Raw genomic sequence first — 17,084 nt, 5'->3', positions numbered from 1 at the left:
CTGATTGCGCCTGTAGCCACGTCGAGCCGCGAAGGTGCGGCCCTCTCGACAGAAGGAAATCGCAGACTACCCCTAATTTAGGGTTAATTTTGCCGGACATTCATTTGCGAGGGGGCGAGGCCGCAATGTCGAGGCTTTGTTAAGCCGGGCGTTGCTATCAGACCGCCTCGGCGGGTATCCACCGGCGCAGGGAAAAGGACGGGGACGTGCAGATGAAGCTCCACAAACCAGGCATTTGCGCAGCTGTCGCAGCGCTCGCAGTGCTGCTGCCTGCGGGTGCGGCGCTGGCCGACGTGAAGGCCGGTGTCGATGCGTGGAGCGCGGGCAATTACGATGCCGCGGTGCGCGAATGGCGCGAACCGGCGCGTGCAGGCGATGCCGATGCACAGTTCAACCTCGCGCAGGCTTACCGGCTGGGACGCGGCGTGCCGGCGGACGATGCGCAGGCCGAGACGCTCTATGCGCAGGCTGCAGCGCAGGGGCACCTGCGCGCCGCCGACCAGTACGGCCTGCTACTGTTCCAGAAGGGGGAGCGCGAAAAGGCCATGCCCTATGTCGCGGGTGCGGCAGGGCGGGGCGATCCGCGCGCGCAATACCTACTCGGTATCGCGCATTTCAACGGCGACCTTGCCGACAAGGACTGGCCGCGCGCCTATGCCCTGCTGACACTGGCCAACAGCACGGGACTGCCGCAGGCGGCGAGCGCGCTGGCCCAGATGGACGAATATATCCCACTGGAGCAACGCCAGCAGGCCCAGGCGCTGGCCGTCTCGATCAGGGCCGACACCGAATCGCGCCGCGCCCGGGACCTTGCTGCGGTCGACCTCGCTCTGGGGGCAACGGAAGATCCCGCCGCCCCTGCGCCTGCTCCTTCACCTGCGCCCAAGCCCGTCCAGGTCCACAAGGCCCCGGTGACTGTCGCAGCGCTGGCCGCGCCTGCACCCGCTCCGGCCAAGCCTGCCGCGCCGAAAGCGCCGGCTACGAAGCCTGCCGGCGAATGGAAGGTCCAGCTCGGATCATTCGCCGTGGCAGGCAATGCCGACCGCATGTGGCGGCAACTGGCATCGCGGCCCGAGATCGCCGGGCGGGAGAAGCTCGAGAAGGCTTCGGGCAAGCTGACCGTGCTCTATGCGGCAGGCTATGCCAGCCGCTCCGAGGCCGCGTCCGCCTGCGCTTCGCTCAAGCGTAGCGGGCAGGATTGCCTCGTCACCCGCTGAGCAGCCTTCGTCGAAAGCTGTGCGCAGGTCGGCTGGCGGGGGTGTCACCCCGCCGGGCAGAGGCGTAACCCCGCTTAGGACAAGGGGGGATCATGGACAGCGAAGCGACGACACCTGACCGGCCGCAGCCTATTGCCGAAACCGGCGGACGGATTGCCAGCCTCGACTTCATCCGCGGCCTCGCCGTCATGGGCATCCTTGCGGCGAACATCTTCGCGATGGGTCAGCCGTTCACTGCCTACATGTTCCCCGACGGTTTCGCGACCGAGCCGGGCCCGGCCGACGGCTGGCTGTGGGTCGCCCAGTTCGTCCTGATCGACGGCAAGATGCGGGGGCTGTTCAGCCTGTTGTTCGGGGCCGGGCTATACCTCTTCATGGAGCGCGTCTGGGCCAAGGGCGGCACGGTCTGGCTGCAGGTGAAGCGCCTGCTGTGGCTCGGCCTGTTCGGGCTGATCCATTTCTACTTCATCTGGCGCGGGGACATCCTGTTCCTTTACGCGATCAGCGGATTGATCGCCGTGGCCGTCTTCATCGGCATGAGCGTGCGCAAGAAGCTGGTGTTCGGCATTCTCGCCTATATCGCGGGCGCATTGCTCTACGGCATGATGACGATCTTCATGCAGGTTGCCGCAGATGGCGACCACCAGGACAATGCCGTATTCGCCCCGATGCAGCAGGAATTGCAGGTCGCCGCCGAGGAAGACCTCGCCGACGGGCGCGCCGAGACCGTAATCCGGCAGGACGGTACCTATTTCGACTATGTCGAACACAATATCACCGAGCACGCTTCTGGGCCGGCGATGTCGCTGTTCTTCTTCGCCTTCGAGACGCTGCCACTGATGCTGTTCGGCATGGTGCTCTACCAGAAGGGCCTGTTCGACGGGCGCTGGGACAGCCGCAAGCTGCGTGGCTGGGCCTGGGCGGGCCTTGTCATTGGCGCGGCCCTGCACCTGTGGATCGCGATCGCGACGAAAAATTCAGGGCTCACCTATTACGGCACGCTCGCCGCATTCGTCGGCTGGTCGCATATCCCGCGCCTGTTCATGGTGCTGGGCCTTGCCGTCCTGCTCGCGCTCCATGCGCCGAAGGCGGGCGGGTGGGTCGCAGACCGTGTCTCAGCCGCGGGGCGCGCGGCCTTCACCAACTACCTCGGCACCTCGATCGTGATGCTGTTCGTGTTCGGCAACTGGGGGCTCGACCTGTTCGCGCGCTTCGGGCGAATCGAGCTGTATGGCTTCGTGCTGGCGACCTGGGTGCTGATGCTGGCATGGTCCAAACCGTGGCTGGAACGCTTTCGCTACGGCCCCCTCGAATGGCTGTGGCGCTGCCTGACCTATGGACGGATGTTCGCGTTGAAGCGGTGAAGGCTTGCTATTGCGACTAATTCGCAATACATCTGCTCTTGCGAATCAATCGCAAGGACTTCGAGACCGTGTACACCTGCATCTGCAATGCCATCCGCGAAACCGAGTTGCGTGCCACGGCGCGCCGCGTTTCGGGCGATGCGGAAGCCTGCTATGCCGCACTCGGCAAGCGGCCCAATTGCGGCGCCTGCCTCGACGAAGCCGATGCGATCATCTTCGAAGAGCGCGAAATGGCCTTCGAACCGGCCTGCAGCCGGTAACAAACCGCTACTGAAAATCGCTCGCAACTGCCGGATTTCCGCCAGTTTTTTTGCGTTTCCTGCCTTGCCCGCATGCGCCTGTAGACGCATAGTCCGGCCCTCAATCCAGACAAAGGGACAGGGCCATGAAAGGCGATCCGAAAACCATCGAATACCTCAACAAGGCGCTGACCAACGAATTGACGGCGATCAACCAGTACTGGCTGCACTACCGCGTGCTGGCCGACTGGGGCGTCAGCAAGCTGGCCGAGTACGAGCGGCACGAATCCATCGACGAGATGAAGCACGCCGACATCCTTGCCGAACGGATCCTGTTCCTGAACGGGCTCCCCAATTTCCAGGCCATCCACAAGCTCAAGGTCGGCGAGACGGTGGAGGAAATCCTGCGCGCCGACCTCGCGATGGAAAACGAGGCGATCCCGCTGCTGCGCGACGCGATCGAACACTGCGAAAGCGTGCGCGACTATGTCAGCCGCGAGATTTTCGAGCGCATTCTTGAAAGCGAGGAAGAGCATGTCGACTTCCTCGAGACCCAGTTCGACATGATCGAACGCATGGGCCTGCAGAATTACGTCCAGCTCAACTCCAAGCCCGCCGGCGACGCGCAGGAAAACGCCGGCTAGGCCGGCCCGCTCACGACACTTCCCAGAAGGCCGCGCCGCTCGATCCGTGGCGGCGCAGGGTGGCGATGTGCCGCGTGCCATCGCGCAGTTCTGCCGGGCCCTCGGCTGCATTGATGTCGGCAATCATGAGCGCGGCGGCAATGTCGAGCGCGTCGAATTCCAGCGCGTGGTCTTCCCCGTGGGGGACGATCGAGAGGCTGATTCTCTGCATGGCAAATCTCCCTTGCTCGAAAGGGAGGCTGGGGCGGCACCGATTAACGGCAGATAACGCAGCGATAGTCGCCTTTCCGTAGCGTCGGCCTGTCCCCGACCGGAGGCGGAAATACGGTCAGTCGCCGCCGATGCGCTCGACCATGCGTTCGTGATTGCGCCTTGCCGCGGTGCGCGTTTCCATGAGGAAGGCGGCAAGGCCTGCCATCAGCAGCGCCATCGTGACCAGCCACGAGAGCGCGACGAGCGTGCCTAGCGGGGTGCGGATGAAGGCGCTCACGAACAGCAGCATGATGACGATGCTGATGGTGAAAGCCGATGCGGTGCTCAGCATCACCGCGCGCTGGGCCAGCACGCGGCGGCGTTCCAGCGCGGGCAGTTCCTTTACCAAATCGCCTGCCTCGCCCGCCTCGTCGGCGGCAAGGATGCGCTCGATCTTGTTGGCGACCCAGATCAGCCGGTTGGTCATGACGTTCATGACCGCGCCGATACCGGCGAGGAGGAACGCCGGTGCCAGCGAAAGCTGCACCACGTTCTGGACGCGGACGCTAGAACTGGTGCGCTCGATGATGTCGATCCCCGGCAGGCTGAGGAGCAGGTCGACCGGCATCGCGATCAGTCCTTCTTGTAGGGGTTCTTGGGCGACTTGAGCACGACGCGGACGGGCACGGCATCGAAGCCCAGCTTCTGGCGGATGCCGTTGACGAGGTAACGCTCGTAGCTCTTGGGCAGCATGTCCAGCCGCGTGCCGAACACGACGAAGCGCGGCGGACGGGTGCTGGCCTGGGTGATGTAGCGCAGCTTGATGCGCTTGCCTTTGGGCGCGGGCGGCGGGTTCGCTTCCAGCGCGTCGTCGAACCAGCGGTTGAGTGCCGCGGTCGGTACGCGGCGGCTCCACGCCTCGCGCAGTTCGAAAGCCGCGGACAGCATGGTGTCGAGGCCCTTGCCGGTCTTGGCTGACACGGCGAACAGCGGCACGCCGCGGACCTGTGCCAGTCCTTCGTTCAGCGCCTCGCGGATGCCGTTGAACAGCGAGCTGGCGTTTTCCGCGATATCCCACTTGTTGATCGCGACCATCAGCGCACGACCTTCTTCGAGCACCTGGCTGGCGATCTTGAGGTCCTGGTGTTCGAGCCCCTTGGTCGCATCGAGCAGCAGCACCACGACCTCGGCGAAATCGATCGCGCGGCGGGCATCGGCGACCGACAGTTTCTCGAGCTTGTCGACCACGCGGGCGCGCTTGCGCATGCCGGCGGTGTCGATCAGGCGGATCTGGCGTGTCGCGTTGGCCTTGGGGTCGAACCATTCCCAGTCGACGGCGATGGAATCGCGGGTGATCCCGGCCTCGGGCCCGGTCAGCAGGCGGTCTTCGCCCAGCAGCTGGTTGATCAGCGTGGACTTGCCGGCATTGGGACGCCCGACGATCGCCAGCTTGAGCGGACCGGACAGGGCCTCTTCATCGTCCTCGAACTCGAACTCGGCAGCCGTTTCGGCTTCTTCGGCCTTGGCACCGATCAGCGGCCACAAGCCGCCGAACAGGTCGGCCACGCCTTCGCCGTGCTCGGCCGAGATGCCCACCGGCTCTCCCAGGCCCAGCGAATAGCTTTCGTAAATGCCTGCTTCAGCCGCCTTGCCTTCGGCCTTGTTGGCGACGAGCACGACCGGCACTTCCTGCTCGCGCAGCCAGCGGGCAATTTCCTCGTCCAGCGGAGTGATGCCCGCACGTGCATCGATGACGAACAGCGCGGCATCGGCGCCTTCCAGGCTGACCTCGGTCTGCTTGCGCATGCGGCCCGGCAGCGTTTCGGCGTCCTCGTCTTCCCAGCCTGCGGTGTCGACCACGGTGAACTCGAGCCCTGCGATCACAGCATCGCCCATCCGGCGGTCGCGCGTGACGCCGGGCTGGTCGTCGACCAGGGCGAGCTTCTTGCCAACCAGCCTGTTGAACAGGGTGGACTTGCCCACGTTGGGCCGGCCGATGATGATCACGGTAGGTTTGGAGGCGTTCATTCTGTCGCGGCAAGTGGCCTCTTGCGGGCAAATTGGCAAGTGCGCGCGGCTTAGGCCTGTCTTAACCATGTCCGATTATGCCGGAGGCATGAGAAAGCTAGCCGCATCCACCGCCGCCTGTCTTTTCGCTGCGACCGCCATGTCGGACGCACCCGCCCATGCCAGCGACGGGTCCGAGGAGCTGACCGCCTACATCCAGTGCGCGCCCTATGCGCGCGAGGTTTCAGGGATCGAGCTTTATGGCGATGCGCATACCTGGTGGGACCAGGCGCAGGGTCGCTATGCAACCGGCAGCGCGCCGCGCCCCGGCGCAGTCCTCGCCTTTAGGCCGCACCGATCGATGGAACTGGGCCATGTCGCAACGGTCAGCCGTGTGATCGATTCGCGCCGCGTCCTGCTCGACCATGCGAACTGGTCGCCTATCAACGGCCGCCGCGGGCAGGTCGAGAAGGACGTGCTGGCACAGGACGTCTCGGCGGCGAACGACTGGAGCGAGGTGCAGGTCTGGTATGCGCCGATCGGCGACCTCGGGACCACGCGCTGGCCGACCGCCGGGTTCATCTATTCCGACAAGGCCCGCAGCCCGCGTCCCGCTGCTTCCGTACAGATTGCGCAGGCTCCCGCGCCGAGGAAGACCTCGCGCGAGTTCCTGTCGGCTTTCGCCGATTACGCGGAGTGATCAGCCGGCCTTGTTGACCGGCGGATTGTCGCCCAGGTCTTCGTACCAGGCTTCGACCGGGCCGCTCAGCTTGAGCGTCAGCGGATTGCCCTTGCGGTCGACCGTCTTGCCGGCCTGGACGCGCACCCAGCCTTCGGAAATCGAATATTCCTCGATGTCGGTCCGCTCGCGGCCCTTGAAGCGGATTCCCACGCCGCGCTTCAGCACTTCGACGTCGAAATGTTCGCTCTTGGGGTTCACCGAAAGGTGGTCGGGCGGAAGGTCTGCTTTGGTGTCGTCGCTCATGGGTCGCGCCACTAGTCGCGCTTGCGCCTGCCCGCAAGGTCAATCCGGCGGGGGCGGGGTCTCCAAGGGAGAGGGCGAGGGTTCGTCATAGTCCGGCTGGAGCGGCTCGATACCGGGCGGCTCTTCCATCGGGCTTTCGTTCGGCTGCTGCGGGGGCGGCATCTCCGGCGGTGCGGAGGGGTCGATCCGGTCGGGGTCGGGCTGTGTGGCCATTGTGCGTCCTTTGCTCGGTCGGCAGCAGTTTGAAAACGTCTCGCGGGGACAGGACGTTCCCGTCGTGCTGCCGCGCTTGCCCTTTTCGCCCGACCCGACTAGAGGCACGCGCCTATACGCGTGGCGCCCGTCGCCTACGTGCAGCTTCGTTCGGGTTAGCGGGCGTGGCGGAACTGGTAGACGCGCTGGTTTTAGGTACCAGTATCGAAAGATGTGGGGGTTCGAGTCCCTTCGCCCGCACCAGTCCGTCGCGGACGTATTTAGCCTTCGCGCCATATTTAGACACTTGGAAAGTCACGAGTTTTCATCCCATGCAGATCAAAGAAACCGCCAATGACGGCCTGAAGCGCGCCTATTCGATCACCATTTCGGCCAAGGAAATCGACGGCCGGATCGATAGCGAGATCAAGAAGATCGCCCCGCAGGTGAAGATGCCCGGCTTCCGCCCCGGCAAGGTCCCGGCGAATCTCGTCCGCAAGATGCATGGCGAACAGCTGCACGCGCAGGCCGTGAACGACATGATCCGCGAATCGGTCGACAAGGTCATGACCGACAACGAACTGCGACCCGCGATGCAGCCCAAGGTCGAACTCGGCGCCGACTATGCCGACGGCAAGGATGCCAAGGTCACGGTCGAGCTCGAAGTGCTCCCCCAGATCGAGGCTCCCTCGGTCGACGGTCTTGCCATCGAACGCCTGACGGTCCCCGTCAGCGACGATCAGGTCATGGACGCGATCAAGATGCTCGCGGCCAACAACAAGAGCTACAAGGATGCCGCCAAGTCGAAGAAGGCCGCCGATGGCGACCAGCTGATCATCGACTTCGTGGGCCGCGTCGACGGCGTCGAATTCGAAGGCGGCAAGGCCGAGAACACCCCGCTGGTGCTCGGCTCGGGCATGTTCATCCCCGGCTTCGAAGACCAGCTGACCGGCGTGAAGACGGGCGACAAGAAGACCATCACGGTCACCTTCCCCGAAGATTACCAGGCCGCGCACCTTGCCGGCAAGGAAGCCGAATTCGACGTGACCGTGCAGGCGGTCAAGGTCGAAGGCGAGACGGAAATCGACGATGCCTTCGCCAAGAACTTCGGCCTCGACGGTCTCGACAAGCTCAAGGAACTGATGCGCGGCCAGCTCGAGCAGGAAACTGCCGGCCTTACCCGCACCCAGATGAAACGCTCGCTGCTCGATCAGCTGGCTGCCGGTCACGACTTTGCCGTGCCGCAGGGCATGGTGGATGCCGAGTTCGACCAGATCTGGACCCAGCTCCAGCAGGAAGCCGCCCGTTCGGACGACCCGGAAGCCATGCTGAAGGAAATCGAAGCCGAGAAGGACGACTACCGCTCGATCGCCGAACGCCGCGTGCGTCTCGGCCTGCTGCTGTCGGAAATCGGCCAGGCCAACAACGTCCAGGTCACCTCGCAGGAAATGAGCATGCTCATCCAGCAGGCTGCCCAGCAGTACCGCGCCGAAGACCGTGAACGCTTCATCCAATACGTCCAGTCGGAGCCGATGGCCGCCGCCCAGCTGCGCGCCCCGCTCTACGAAGACAAGGTCGTCGACTTCCTGTTCGACAAGGCCGAAATCACCGACCGCGAAGTGACGCGCGAGGAACTGGAAGCCGCCATCGAAGCGGAAGAAACCGCCGAAGCGGCCAAGCCTGCCAAGAAGAAGGCTCCGGCCAAGAAGAAGGCTCCTGCCAAGAAGGCCGAAGACAAGAAGGCCGACGACAAGCCGGCCAAGAAGGCTCCGGCGAAGAAGGCAGCTGCCAAGAAGGACGAAGGCGAGAAGAAGGCTCCCGCCAAGAAGGCCGCGGCCAAGAAGCCCGCTGCCAAGAAGGCTCCTGCCAAGAAGCCTGCCGCCAAGAAGTAATCCTTCGGCGAAAAGCATTCGAGGGCGGTCGGAGCGATCCGGCCGCCCTTTTGCTTGCCTGCCGCGCTAGAGCTTGGGATCGGGCTGGACCCTCAAGCTCCTGCTTTCGGGCGTGAGGCGATCGATCGTGTCTTCCTGCCCGTCATGGATATGCGCGTTGCGACGCTCCGCATGGCGGATAAGCGGCCCTGCAAGTACGCCGTGCACGACGATCGAGGTGAGGATGATGAAGCTCGCCAGCGCCCAGAGCAGGTCCAGCCCTTCGAAATCGGCGTGGTTCTGCCCGTAGGCGAGGTAGTAGATCGACCCCATCCCCCGCACGCCGAGGAAAGCTACGGTCATCTTGCCGACCAGCGGCAGGTCGCAATTCGCCTCTGCCATCAGCCCCGCAATCGGGCGGATGACGAAGATCAGCGCAAGCCCCACCAGCGCGGCCGGCCAGGTCAGCGCGTCCAGCACCCCGCTTGCCAGCATGGCGCCGAAGCCGAAGAGCACCGCCACCAGCACGATTTGCTCGATCTGGTCGATGAAGTGGTGGCTCAGCTTGTGATAGCGGCTGCGATTCTCGCGCTGGCGTGCCGTGACTGCCCCGACAAAGACGGCGATGAAGCCATAACCTTCGACCATCTCCGCAAGCCCATAGGCAAGCAGCAGCGTGCCGAGCACGATCAGCCCTTCGCTGGTCGAATAGGTCGGCTGGTCGACGCCGCCGTCCTCCTCGTTCTCCAGCTCTTCGATCTGTGCGTCGGCCTCGCGCTCGAACACGTACCAGGCGCCCGCTCGGCCCACGGCCCAGCCCATCGCGACGCCCGCAACGATTCGCCAGACGAGGTCGAGCGCTGCCCATTCCAGAGTCCAGGCGCCGAGCGAGGTCATGCCCACTGCGGCAATCGCAAGGTAGGTGAAGGGAAAGGCGAGGCCGTCGTTGAGGCCTGCCTCGACGGTCAGCGAAAAGCGTACGTCGTGCCGCTTGTTCTCGCCCGGTGGCCCCACCTGGACGCTGCGGGCCAGCACCGGGTCGGTCGGGGCCATCGCCGCCCCCAGCAGCAAGGCGGAGGCTGGCGCAAGGCCCAGCGCCCACCAGCCGAGCCAGGCTACCGCTGCGATGGTCACCGGCATGGCCACCAGCAGCAAGGGCCAGATCTGGCCCCAGTTCTTCCAGCTGACCGGGCGATCGATCGCGATGCCCGCCGCCATCAGCGAGGCAATGACGATGAACTCCGTCACATACTCGAGGGCCACCGCATCGAAGCCGTCGACGGTCGGGTTGATGTGCGGCAATCCGATCGGGAGCGAGAAGACGACATAACCCGCCGCCACATAGACGATGGGGAGCGACAGCCAGTATTTTGCCAGCCACTTCTCCAGCGTGACCGCGAGGGTCAGCCCGAGACCGAACAGGACGAACAGGAAGATGCGCGGATCGAATTCCATTCGCGCTTACTTGTCCGCTTCGGCCGGTGGGCTCCAACGCTGAAGCGAAGGCGTTGCCAGTTCGGCGCTGCGGACGCGTTCGAAGGCGGCGCCCAGCTGCAGGACTTCGAAATCGCGCCACTTGCCGCCGAAGAAGCTGATGCCGACCGGCAGGGCCTCGATCTGGCCCATCGGCACGGTCAGGTGCGGATAGCCCGCAATCGCTGCAGGCGATCCGAAGCCGATGCTGCCATTGAAATTGTCGCCATTGACGAGATCGGTCGTCCAAGTCGGGCCGCGGGTGGGAGCGACTAGGAAGGCCACGTCATTGTCCGCCATCAGCTTGTCGAGCGTCTCGACGCCCGCGATGCGCACGGCATTCTCGCGCGCCTTTTCGTAAGCGGCGCGGTCGGTGGTCGTTTCTGCAAGCTCGAACAAGTCCTGCCCGAACCAGCGCATTTCCTCGCCCGCATTGTAGGTGTTGAAGGTGATGAGTTCGGCAAGGCTGCGAGGCAGGTTTTCGCCCGGCAGGCTGGCGAGGTATTTGCCCATTTCCTCGCGAAGTTCGAACATCAGCACCGTGAAGCTGTCGCCGTACATTTCAGTATTCGGATCGAACTCGATGTCGACGAGGATCGCTCCGGCCTGTTCGAGATCCCCCAGCGCTGTCTCGAAGACGTCCTTCAGATCGTCGCGATTGCCGACCTGCTTGCGCATGACGCCGATCCGCACGCCTTGCAGGCTGAAATCGCCGAGGCCCGACCAATAGTCAGCCCGGCGCGGCACGCCGATGGTGGCCGCATCCGCGCTGTCTTCGCCCGCAATCGCGCTGAGCAGCAGCGCCGCATCGGCGACGGTCTGCGTCATCGGCCCTGCCGTGTCCTGCGTGCTCGAAATCGGCACGACATGGGTGCGGCTGACAAGGCCCACGCTGGGCTTGAAGCCGACGATGCCGTTGACGCTCGCCGGGCAGGTGATCGACCCGTTGGTCTCGGTCCCGATGGCTGCCCAGGCGAGGCCTGCTGCCACTGCCGCGCCGCTGCCCGAGGACGAGCCGCAGGCATTGCGGTCGATAGCGTGAGGGTTGCGGGTCAGCCCGCCTACCGCGCTCCACCCGCTGGTGGAATCATTGTCGCGGATATTTGCCCATTCGGAGAGGTTGGTCTTGCCGAGGACGAAACCACCGTTCCGGCGCAGATTGGCGATCAGCGGGGCATCACGTCCGGTCTTGTTGCCGATCAGGGCGAGGCTGCCAGCCGTGGTGGCCCATTCGCTCGTTTCGATATTGTCCTTCACCAGCACGGTGCGGCCCGCCAGCAGGCTGGCGCCGTTGATTGCGTCGGCACCGTCTCGCGGGTTGGCATCGTAGACGATCACCGAGTTGAGCATCGGGCCTGCATCGTCGATTGCCGCGATCCGCCCGGCATAGCGGGCGGCCGTTTCGCCTGGCGAAAGACTTTCGGCGTCAGCGGCGGAGCGTTCGGCGACGGGCGGGGTGGCAACCTCCTGCGCGGCAAGCGGGGAGGAGGCGGCGAGAAGCGCGGCGGCGCTGAGCAGGCGAGGCGTCATGCCGCCTTCCTGCCACAGGGCCACCGCTTTGCAAACGCGCTTAGAAGTCGCCGCTGACCGTAAAGCGGAAGATCGGGCCGATACGCCGGTCGGTCACTTCGCGGAACAGGACGTCGCCATCGGGCCGCGACACGTCGAAAACCGTACGTTCAAAGTAGTTGCGGGCCCCCAGCACGTTACCGACGAGTGCGCGCACGGTCAGGCCCATCACGTCCTTGTGTTCGATGAACACATTGGCGAAGGTCGGCCCTTCCCAGTTGCGACCGATCTCGTAGCGCCGCGAATAGGGCGCCTGGTTGTTCGTGAAGATGCCCGCACCATAGGCGAAGTCCGTATCCGGAATGTCGTGGCGGAAATCGCCCGAGAAGCTGTCGATCAGATCGTAGGAGAAGGGCCGGTCCTCTCCGGTGAAGGGGTCGGTCACGCTCATCCAGCGCTTCACCGCCTCGAAATCGAAGCGGGCGCCTTCGAGGCCCACGGGGTCGAACTTGATCGTGCCGGAAAGGGCGAGATGCAGGCGGTCGGCATCGCCGATGTTGCCGCGTGCCTCGCGCCCGTCGGGCAGCGGGAACCAGTCGATGAAATCTTCAAACCAGGCCTGGCGTGCCTGGAACTTGAGCGATCCCCATGCGCCCAGCCCCTTGTTGACCTCAAGTTCGAGGTCCCAGCTCTGGTAGGGGACGAGCTCGTTGTTGCCGCCGTTCTCGTTGTCCTCGTTGAGCGAGACGCTGGCAAGGAAGTCGCCGAAGGATAGCTGGCTCACCCGGCGCGCGGCGGTCAGCGAGACGTCGAAGTCGTCTTCCGGTTTCCACGTGAAGGCGAGCGAGCCCTTGGGCCGCCGGAAGCTGCGCGAATTGGCAGCAACGCCGGTCTGCTCGATGGTCGAAAATTCGCCAGAGGCGATAGCCTGCACCGACAGTTTCGGCGTGATCGCCTTGGAAAAGCTCAATGCACCCTCGTAGCGGTCCTCGCTCACTCCGCCGTTGCCGAAGGGGAAGGGCACCGGCTCGAACCGGCCGTCAGGTGCCAGCGTGAACAGTGAAGCTGCCCGGTCGAGCCGGTTGAAGGCCGCCTCTCCCGATAATTGCCAGTCCGCGCCCAGCATCGACCAACCGTATTCGAACCTGCCGATACGCTCGCCGATGCCGTTGGTCTGCTCGTATCGGGAGCCGGTGGGGAGCGAGCCGTCATCGAAGCTGTCGACCACTTCGCTCGAGAAATTATCGCGTTCGTACCGCTCCAGCCCGATCAGCTTGAGCTTGCCCGGGCCGAGCGGGAATTCGATGTCGCCGCCGATCTCGTATTCGGGGCCGTTCTCGCGCACCACCACGTCGCGAAAGCGCATGGGGCCGCTGACCGGCGTGCCGATTTCCGGCTCGTCGCGGAAGAAGAAGTCCTCGCCGTAACTCAGGTTGAGATTGGCGATGGTGTCCTCGCTGAAACGGTAGGTGAAGTTCGTGGCGAGCTTGGGATTGTCGAACCCGCCGGAAAACTTCGTGCTCTGTTCTTCCAGCAGCGCGCCGTCGGGGCCGTAGATCCATGTCGGACCATCTGCGCCGAAGCGGTTGTTGTCGTTCGACAGGGCAACGGTGAAGTCGAGCTTGCCGCTGGTGCCCGAAAGCGAGATTTCGCCGCCATGGAGCTGCGCCTCGGTATTGTGCGCGCGAAAGCCGGTGTTCCAGCGGAATTGCCCCGATGCGCCGGTATTCTCGTAGATCACGTTGGCGACGAGGCCTGTGAGGCCGGGGATTTCGAGCATGTTGCCGTCGACCAGCTCGATCCGCACGACGTCGTCGGCGGAAATGCGCGCCAGCTGGTCGCGCAGGCTGTCGGACTTGCTGGAAAACCGCTGGCCGTTGACCAGCACGTTCTGGTTCGCCTGGCCGAGCCCGCGCTGACCGTTGTCGTTGCCGCCCGAAATGGTGAAGCCCGGAATGCGGCTGACCATGTCGAGCGCGTTGCGCGGCGCGAACTGGGCGAAATAGGACGGTTCGAACACCCGCGCGCCGGTGGCGGCAGGGGTAGGCTCGCTGGGCGGCGGGGCGCTGTCGGGCGCGGTGTCCCGCGCAAGGGCAGGGCTTGCGATCAATGCCGCGATTGCGGTCGTCGTAAGCGCTAAAGTCCTGCGAAATGGCTGTTTTGACGTTCTCTCCATGGCTGTCGTTTACAACCGTAGCCGATTGCTTGAATCGACCTTCGACCAAGACGGGATCGATGCCGACGAAGCGCTTTGTCGCCCGACGAACGACATGGAACCCACAGGTGCGGACTGGCGGGGTGGTTAAAGGCCTTGAACATCCTGCCAGCTATCGCGACATAGGCCCGAACCAATCCAGACGAGGACCTACATGATCAACCTGTTCGGCAACGATGCACACGGCACCCAGGGCCAGTTCACCCACGACCCCGTAACCGGGGCGCTGGTGCCCACGGTGGTCGAGCAGTCGAGCCGGGGCGAACGGGCCTTCGACATCTTCAGCCGCCTGCTGCGCGAACGCATCGTCTTCGTGACCGGCCAGGTGGAAGACAACATGGCGTCGCTGATCGTGGCGCAACTGCTCTTCCTCGAGAGCGAGAACCCCTCGAAGCCGATCAGCATGTACATCAATTCGCCCGGCGGCGTGGTGACGGCCGGCATGGCGATCCACGACACCATGCAGTACATCAAGCCGCGCGTTTCGACCGTCTGCATCGGCCAGGCCGCCTCGATGGGCAGCTTCCTGCTGGCGGCGGGCGAGCCCGGCATGCGTATCGCGCTGCCCAACGCCCGTATCATGGTCCACCAGCCTTCGGGCGGTGCGCGGGGCATGGCGTCGGACATCGAGATCCAGGCTCGCGAAATCCTGCGCATCCGCAAGCGCATGAACGACCTCTACGTGAAGTATACCGGCCAGAGCCTCACCGCGATCGAGAAGGCGATGGACCGCGACACCTTCCTCGAAGCTGACGAAGCGATGAAGTTCGGCATCGTGGACAAGGTTTTCGAAGCCCGTCCGGAAACCGAAGGCGGTGAAGAGCCGACCAAGGACGAAGACAAGGGCTCGGGCGGCGCGCCCGAGTAAGACAGCACCGTGGCGGGGCGGTTTTTACCGTCCCGCAACCGGACTGTTGCGAAATCGTCGTAGGATTTGGGCAACCTTGCCGCTTCAGCTTGTGGCAAGGGGATGACTGTACCTATGATATTGACCCAATCCCGCACCGGCCTAATGTCGGCGAATCCCCGTAAAACGGGAGAAACAGCGGGACAAAGCAGGATATGACCAAGTTGAGCGGTACCGATAGCAAATCCACGCTGTATTGCAGCTTCTGCGGCAAGTCGCAGCACGAAGTGCGCAAGCTGATCGCGGGCCCGACCGTGTTCATCTGCGACGAATGCGTCGAGCTGTGCAACGACATCATCCGCGAAGAAACGAAGGCCGGCATTTCCGGCAAGAAGGACGGCGACGTCCCGACCCCTTCGGAAATCTTCGCCACGCTGAACGATTACGTGATCGGCCAGGACCGCGCCAAGCGCGTCCTCTCGGTCGCGGTGCACAACCACTACAAACGCCTCAAGCATAGCGGCAAGGCAGACGGCGTCGAACTCGCCAAGTCGAACATCCTGCTGGTCGGTCCGACCGGTTCGGGCAAGACGCTGTTGGCCCAGACGCTGGCACGCACGTTCGACGTGCCCTTCACCATGGCCGACGCCACAACGCTGACCGAAGCCGGTTACGTGGGCGAGGACGTAGAGAACATCATCCTCAAGCTGCTGCAGGCGTCCGACTACAATGTCGAGAAGGCCCAGCACGGCATCGTCTACATCGACGAAATCGACAAGATTACCCGCAAGGCGGAAAACCCCTCCATCACCCGCGACGTGTCGGGCGAGGGCGTGCAGCAGGCGCTGCTCAAGCTGATGGAAGGCACCACGGCCAGCGTCCCGCCTCAGGGCGGCCGCAAGCACCCGCAGCAGGAATTCCTGCAGGTCGACACGACGAACATCCTGTTCATCTGCGGCGGCGCGTTCGCAGGGCTGGAAAAGATCATCGCCGACCGCCTGCAGAAGCGCTCGATCGGCTTCGGCGCGCATGTCGCCGATCCGGACAAGCGCCGCGTGGGCGAACTGCTCGAGAAGGGTGAACCGGAAGATCTGCTCAAGTTCGGCCTGATCCCCGAGTTCGTCGGCCGCCTGCCGGTGATCGCCACGTTGCGCGATCTCGACGTGGAAGCGCTGGTCACCATCCTGACCGAGCCGAAGAACGCACTGGTCAAGCAGTACCAGAAGCTGTTCGAGCTCGAGGACGTGGAACTGACCTTCCAGGAAGACGCGCTCAAGACGATCGCGGAAAAGGCCATCAAGCGTAAGACCGGCGCACGCGGCCTGCGCTCGATCGTCGAAGGCATCCTGCTCGACACCATGTTCGACCTGCCCGACATGGACGGCGTGACCGAAATCGTGATCGATGCAGACGTGGTCGAAGGCAAGAAGGACCCGATCCAGGTCCACGGCGGGAAGAAGACCAAGGAAGAAGCGGCCTAACCCGCTCTTCGATCAAGCAAACAACCGGCGGCGTCCGTCCCTGATCGGGTCGGGCGCCGTTTTGTTACAACCCACCTTTCACGGTCACATCGCAGTCACATCAGTGCGCCATCGAAGCCTTTGCAACGGGGCTGAAGGGTGCTGCGGGTGGAAGTCATTACGATCCTCATGACCGACGAGAATGGGGCCAATTTTCCGGAATTCGATCACGGCGATGCGCTTTACCGCTTCGACCGGTTGACACCCGCCGGTCCGCAGCGGCTGATCGAGGGGCCGATATGCGTTTTCGTCGACTGGGTGCTGGACGATCTCTCGGGCCTCGAGATGTGCCGCCGACTGCGCGCAGACCCGCGCACGGCCCATGCGCATATCACCATGGTGCTCGAAAGCTGCGATGCCGAGGACAAGCGGCGCGCGCTGGCCGCGGGCGCCGACGATTACCTCGTCGGTCCGGTCGATCGCACCACGGTGCTCGACCGCGTGCTCGCGCTGGGGACGGGCAAGACCGGACTTATCGCCGGGCGACCGTTCACGCTGGGCGAGCTTGAGATCGACATGGGCGCCCTGCAGGCGCGCTGGGCCGGCAAGGCCATATCGCTGCGGCCCAATGAATTCCGCCTCCTGCGCTATTTCGCCGAGAATGCCGACCGCGTCCTGTCGCGGCAGGACCTGATCGACGGGCTCGGCAAGCAGGAGCCCCCGATCGACGAGCGGACGGTGGACGTGTGGATCGGCCGCCTGCGCCGGGCGCTGCGGGCCGTTGGTGCAGGAGATCCGATCAGGACCGTGCGTTCGATGGGGTATGTCTACGACAGCCACTGAGACCTTCGAAGGCACAAAAAAAGGGC

The 17,084-nt window shown here is 64.2% G+C and carries 17 protein-coding genes and 1 tRNA gene; 10 read left to right on the top strand and 8 right to left on the bottom strand.

All coding sequences use genetic code 11. The features are described from left to right. The first annotated feature begins 212 nt into the window (after positions 1 to 212). The 4 genes from LC083_RS03670 to bfr all read left to right on the top strand — a co-directional run bounded on the left by LC083_RS03670 (position 213) and on the right by bfr (position 3,464). Positions 213 to 1,217: an SPOR domain-containing protein gene (locus tag LC083_RS03670; RefSeq protein WP_226700012.1), complete on the top strand. Its 1,005-nt coding sequence runs from the start codon at positions 213 to 215 to the stop codon at positions 1,215 to 1,217. 92 nt (positions 1,218 to 1,309) lie between these two features. Beyond that, positions 1,310 to 2,581 carry a DUF418 domain-containing protein gene (locus LC083_RS03665; protein WP_226699226.1) on the top strand — a complete coding sequence of 424 codons (1,272 nt, stop codon included), beginning with the start codon at positions 1,310 to 1,312 and terminating at the stop codon, positions 2,579 to 2,581. Between the two features lie 68 nt (positions 2,582 to 2,649). Beyond that, a complete protein-coding gene (locus LC083_RS03660; protein ID WP_226700011.1) occupies positions 2,650 to 2,841 on the top strand; it encodes a bacterioferritin-associated ferredoxin in 192 nt (63 codons plus the stop codon). 125 nt (positions 2,842 to 2,966) lie between these two features. Next, positions 2,967 to 3,464 (top strand): bacterioferritin, encoded by a 498-nt coding sequence (gene bfr, locus LC083_RS03655; RefSeq protein WP_160608079.1) that lies wholly within the window; start codon positions 2,967 to 2,969, stop codon positions 3,462 to 3,464. Between the two features lie 10 nt (positions 3,465 to 3,474). Here bfr and LC083_RS03650 read toward each other — a convergent pair whose 3' ends face one another. The 3 genes from LC083_RS03650 to der form a co-directional block, all read right to left on the bottom strand. Further along, positions 3,475 to 3,675: a hypothetical protein gene (locus LC083_RS03650; protein ID WP_226699225.1), complete on the bottom strand. Its 201-nt coding sequence runs from the start codon at positions 3,673 to 3,675 to the stop codon at positions 3,475 to 3,477. A 117-nt stretch (positions 3,676 to 3,792) separates the two neighbouring features. Beyond that, positions 3,793 to 4,284: a DUF2721 domain-containing protein gene (locus LC083_RS03645; protein WP_160608075.1), complete on the bottom strand. Its 492-nt coding sequence runs from the start codon at positions 4,282 to 4,284 to the stop codon at positions 3,793 to 3,795. Positions 4,285 to 4,289: 5 nt separating this feature from the next. Continuing rightward, a complete protein-coding gene (gene der / locus LC083_RS03640; RefSeq protein ID WP_226699224.1) occupies positions 4,290 to 5,684 on the bottom strand; it encodes a ribosome biogenesis GTPase Der in 1,395 nt (464 codons plus the stop codon). Positions 5,685 to 5,772: 88 nt separating this feature from the next. On the opposite strand from der, the gene LC083_RS03635 reads away from it, so the two are divergent. Then, positions 5,773 to 6,363, top strand: coding sequence for a CHAP domain-containing protein (locus LC083_RS03635; protein WP_413469440.1), 591 nt, complete (start codon positions 5,773 to 5,775; stop codon positions 6,361 to 6,363). Here the strand turns inward: LC083_RS03635 and LC083_RS03630 are convergent, their stop codons facing one another. Together LC083_RS03630 and LC083_RS03625 are read right to left on the bottom strand one after the other, a co-directional pair. Then, positions 6,364 to 6,648 carry a DUF3297 family protein gene (locus tag LC083_RS03630; RefSeq protein WP_222553829.1) on the bottom strand — a complete coding sequence of 95 codons (285 nt, stop codon included), beginning with the start codon at positions 6,646 to 6,648 and terminating at the stop codon, positions 6,364 to 6,366. Positions 6,649 to 6,687: 39 nt separating this feature from the next. Next, positions 6,688 to 6,861: a hypothetical protein gene (locus tag LC083_RS03625; RefSeq protein WP_170290011.1), complete on the bottom strand. Its 174-nt coding sequence runs from the start codon at positions 6,859 to 6,861 to the stop codon at positions 6,688 to 6,690. Positions 6,862 to 7,019: 158 nt separating this feature from the next. On the opposite strand from LC083_RS03625, the gene LC083_RS03620 reads away from it, so the two are divergent. Both LC083_RS03620 and tig read left to right on the top strand, forming a co-directional pair. Continuing rightward, positions 7,020 to 7,104: transfer RNA gene (locus LC083_RS03620), tRNA-Leu, on the top strand. A 68-nt stretch (positions 7,105 to 7,172) separates the two neighbouring features. Continuing rightward, positions 7,173 to 8,732 (top strand): trigger factor, encoded by a 1,560-nt coding sequence (tig, locus tag LC083_RS03615; RefSeq protein ID WP_226699223.1) that lies wholly within the window; start codon positions 7,173 to 7,175, stop codon positions 8,730 to 8,732. A 66-nt stretch (positions 8,733 to 8,798) separates the two neighbouring features. Here tig and LC083_RS03610 read toward each other — a convergent pair whose 3' ends face one another. The 3 genes from LC083_RS03610 to LC083_RS03600 are packed head-to-tail and all read right to left on the bottom strand — an operon-like array spanning position 8,799 to position 13,803. Continuing rightward, the gene (locus LC083_RS03610) at positions 8,799 to 10,166 is read right to left on the bottom strand and encodes a cation:proton antiporter (RefSeq protein WP_226699222.1); all 1,368 of its coding nucleotides are present in this window, start codon (positions 10,164 to 10,166) and stop codon (positions 8,799 to 8,801) included. A 6-nt stretch (positions 10,167 to 10,172) separates the two neighbouring features. After that, the gene (locus LC083_RS03605) at positions 10,173 to 11,714 is read right to left on the bottom strand and encodes an amidase (RefSeq protein WP_226699221.1); all 1,542 of its coding nucleotides are present in this window, start codon (positions 11,712 to 11,714) and stop codon (positions 10,173 to 10,175) included. 40 nt (positions 11,715 to 11,754) lie between these two features. Beyond that, positions 11,755 to 13,803, bottom strand: coding sequence for a TonB-dependent receptor plug domain-containing protein (locus LC083_RS03600; RefSeq protein WP_226699220.1), 2,049 nt, complete (start codon positions 13,801 to 13,803; stop codon positions 11,755 to 11,757). A gap of 259 nt (positions 13,804 to 14,062) precedes the next feature. Here LC083_RS03600 and LC083_RS03595 point away from each other — a divergent pair, with 259 nt between their 5' ends. The 3 genes from LC083_RS03595 to LC083_RS03585 all read left to right on the top strand — a co-directional run bounded on the left by LC083_RS03595 (position 14,063) and on the right by LC083_RS03585 (position 17,058). After that, positions 14,063 to 14,776: an ATP-dependent Clp protease proteolytic subunit gene (locus LC083_RS03595; RefSeq protein ID WP_160608059.1), complete on the top strand. Its 714-nt coding sequence runs from the start codon at positions 14,063 to 14,065 to the stop codon at positions 14,774 to 14,776. A gap of 194 nt (positions 14,777 to 14,970) precedes the next feature. Next, positions 14,971 to 16,236, top strand: coding sequence for an ATP-dependent Clp protease ATP-binding subunit ClpX (clpX, locus tag LC083_RS03590; protein ID WP_160608057.1), 1,266 nt, complete (start codon positions 14,971 to 14,973; stop codon positions 16,234 to 16,236). Between the two features lie 147 nt (positions 16,237 to 16,383). Continuing rightward, positions 16,384 to 17,058 (top strand): response regulator transcription factor, encoded by a 675-nt coding sequence (locus LC083_RS03585; RefSeq protein WP_226699219.1) that lies wholly within the window; start codon positions 16,384 to 16,386, stop codon positions 17,056 to 17,058. The last annotated feature ends 26 nt before the right edge of the window (positions 17,059 to 17,084 follow it).

The sequence above is a fragment of the Qipengyuania gaetbuli genome (assembly GCF_020524765.1).
Lineage (GTDB): Bacteria > Pseudomonadota > Alphaproteobacteria > Sphingomonadales > Sphingomonadaceae > Qipengyuania > Qipengyuania gaetbuli_A.
Note: the sequence above shows the minus strand (reverse complement) of the source record. Positions and strands in the feature narration are given on the sequence as shown.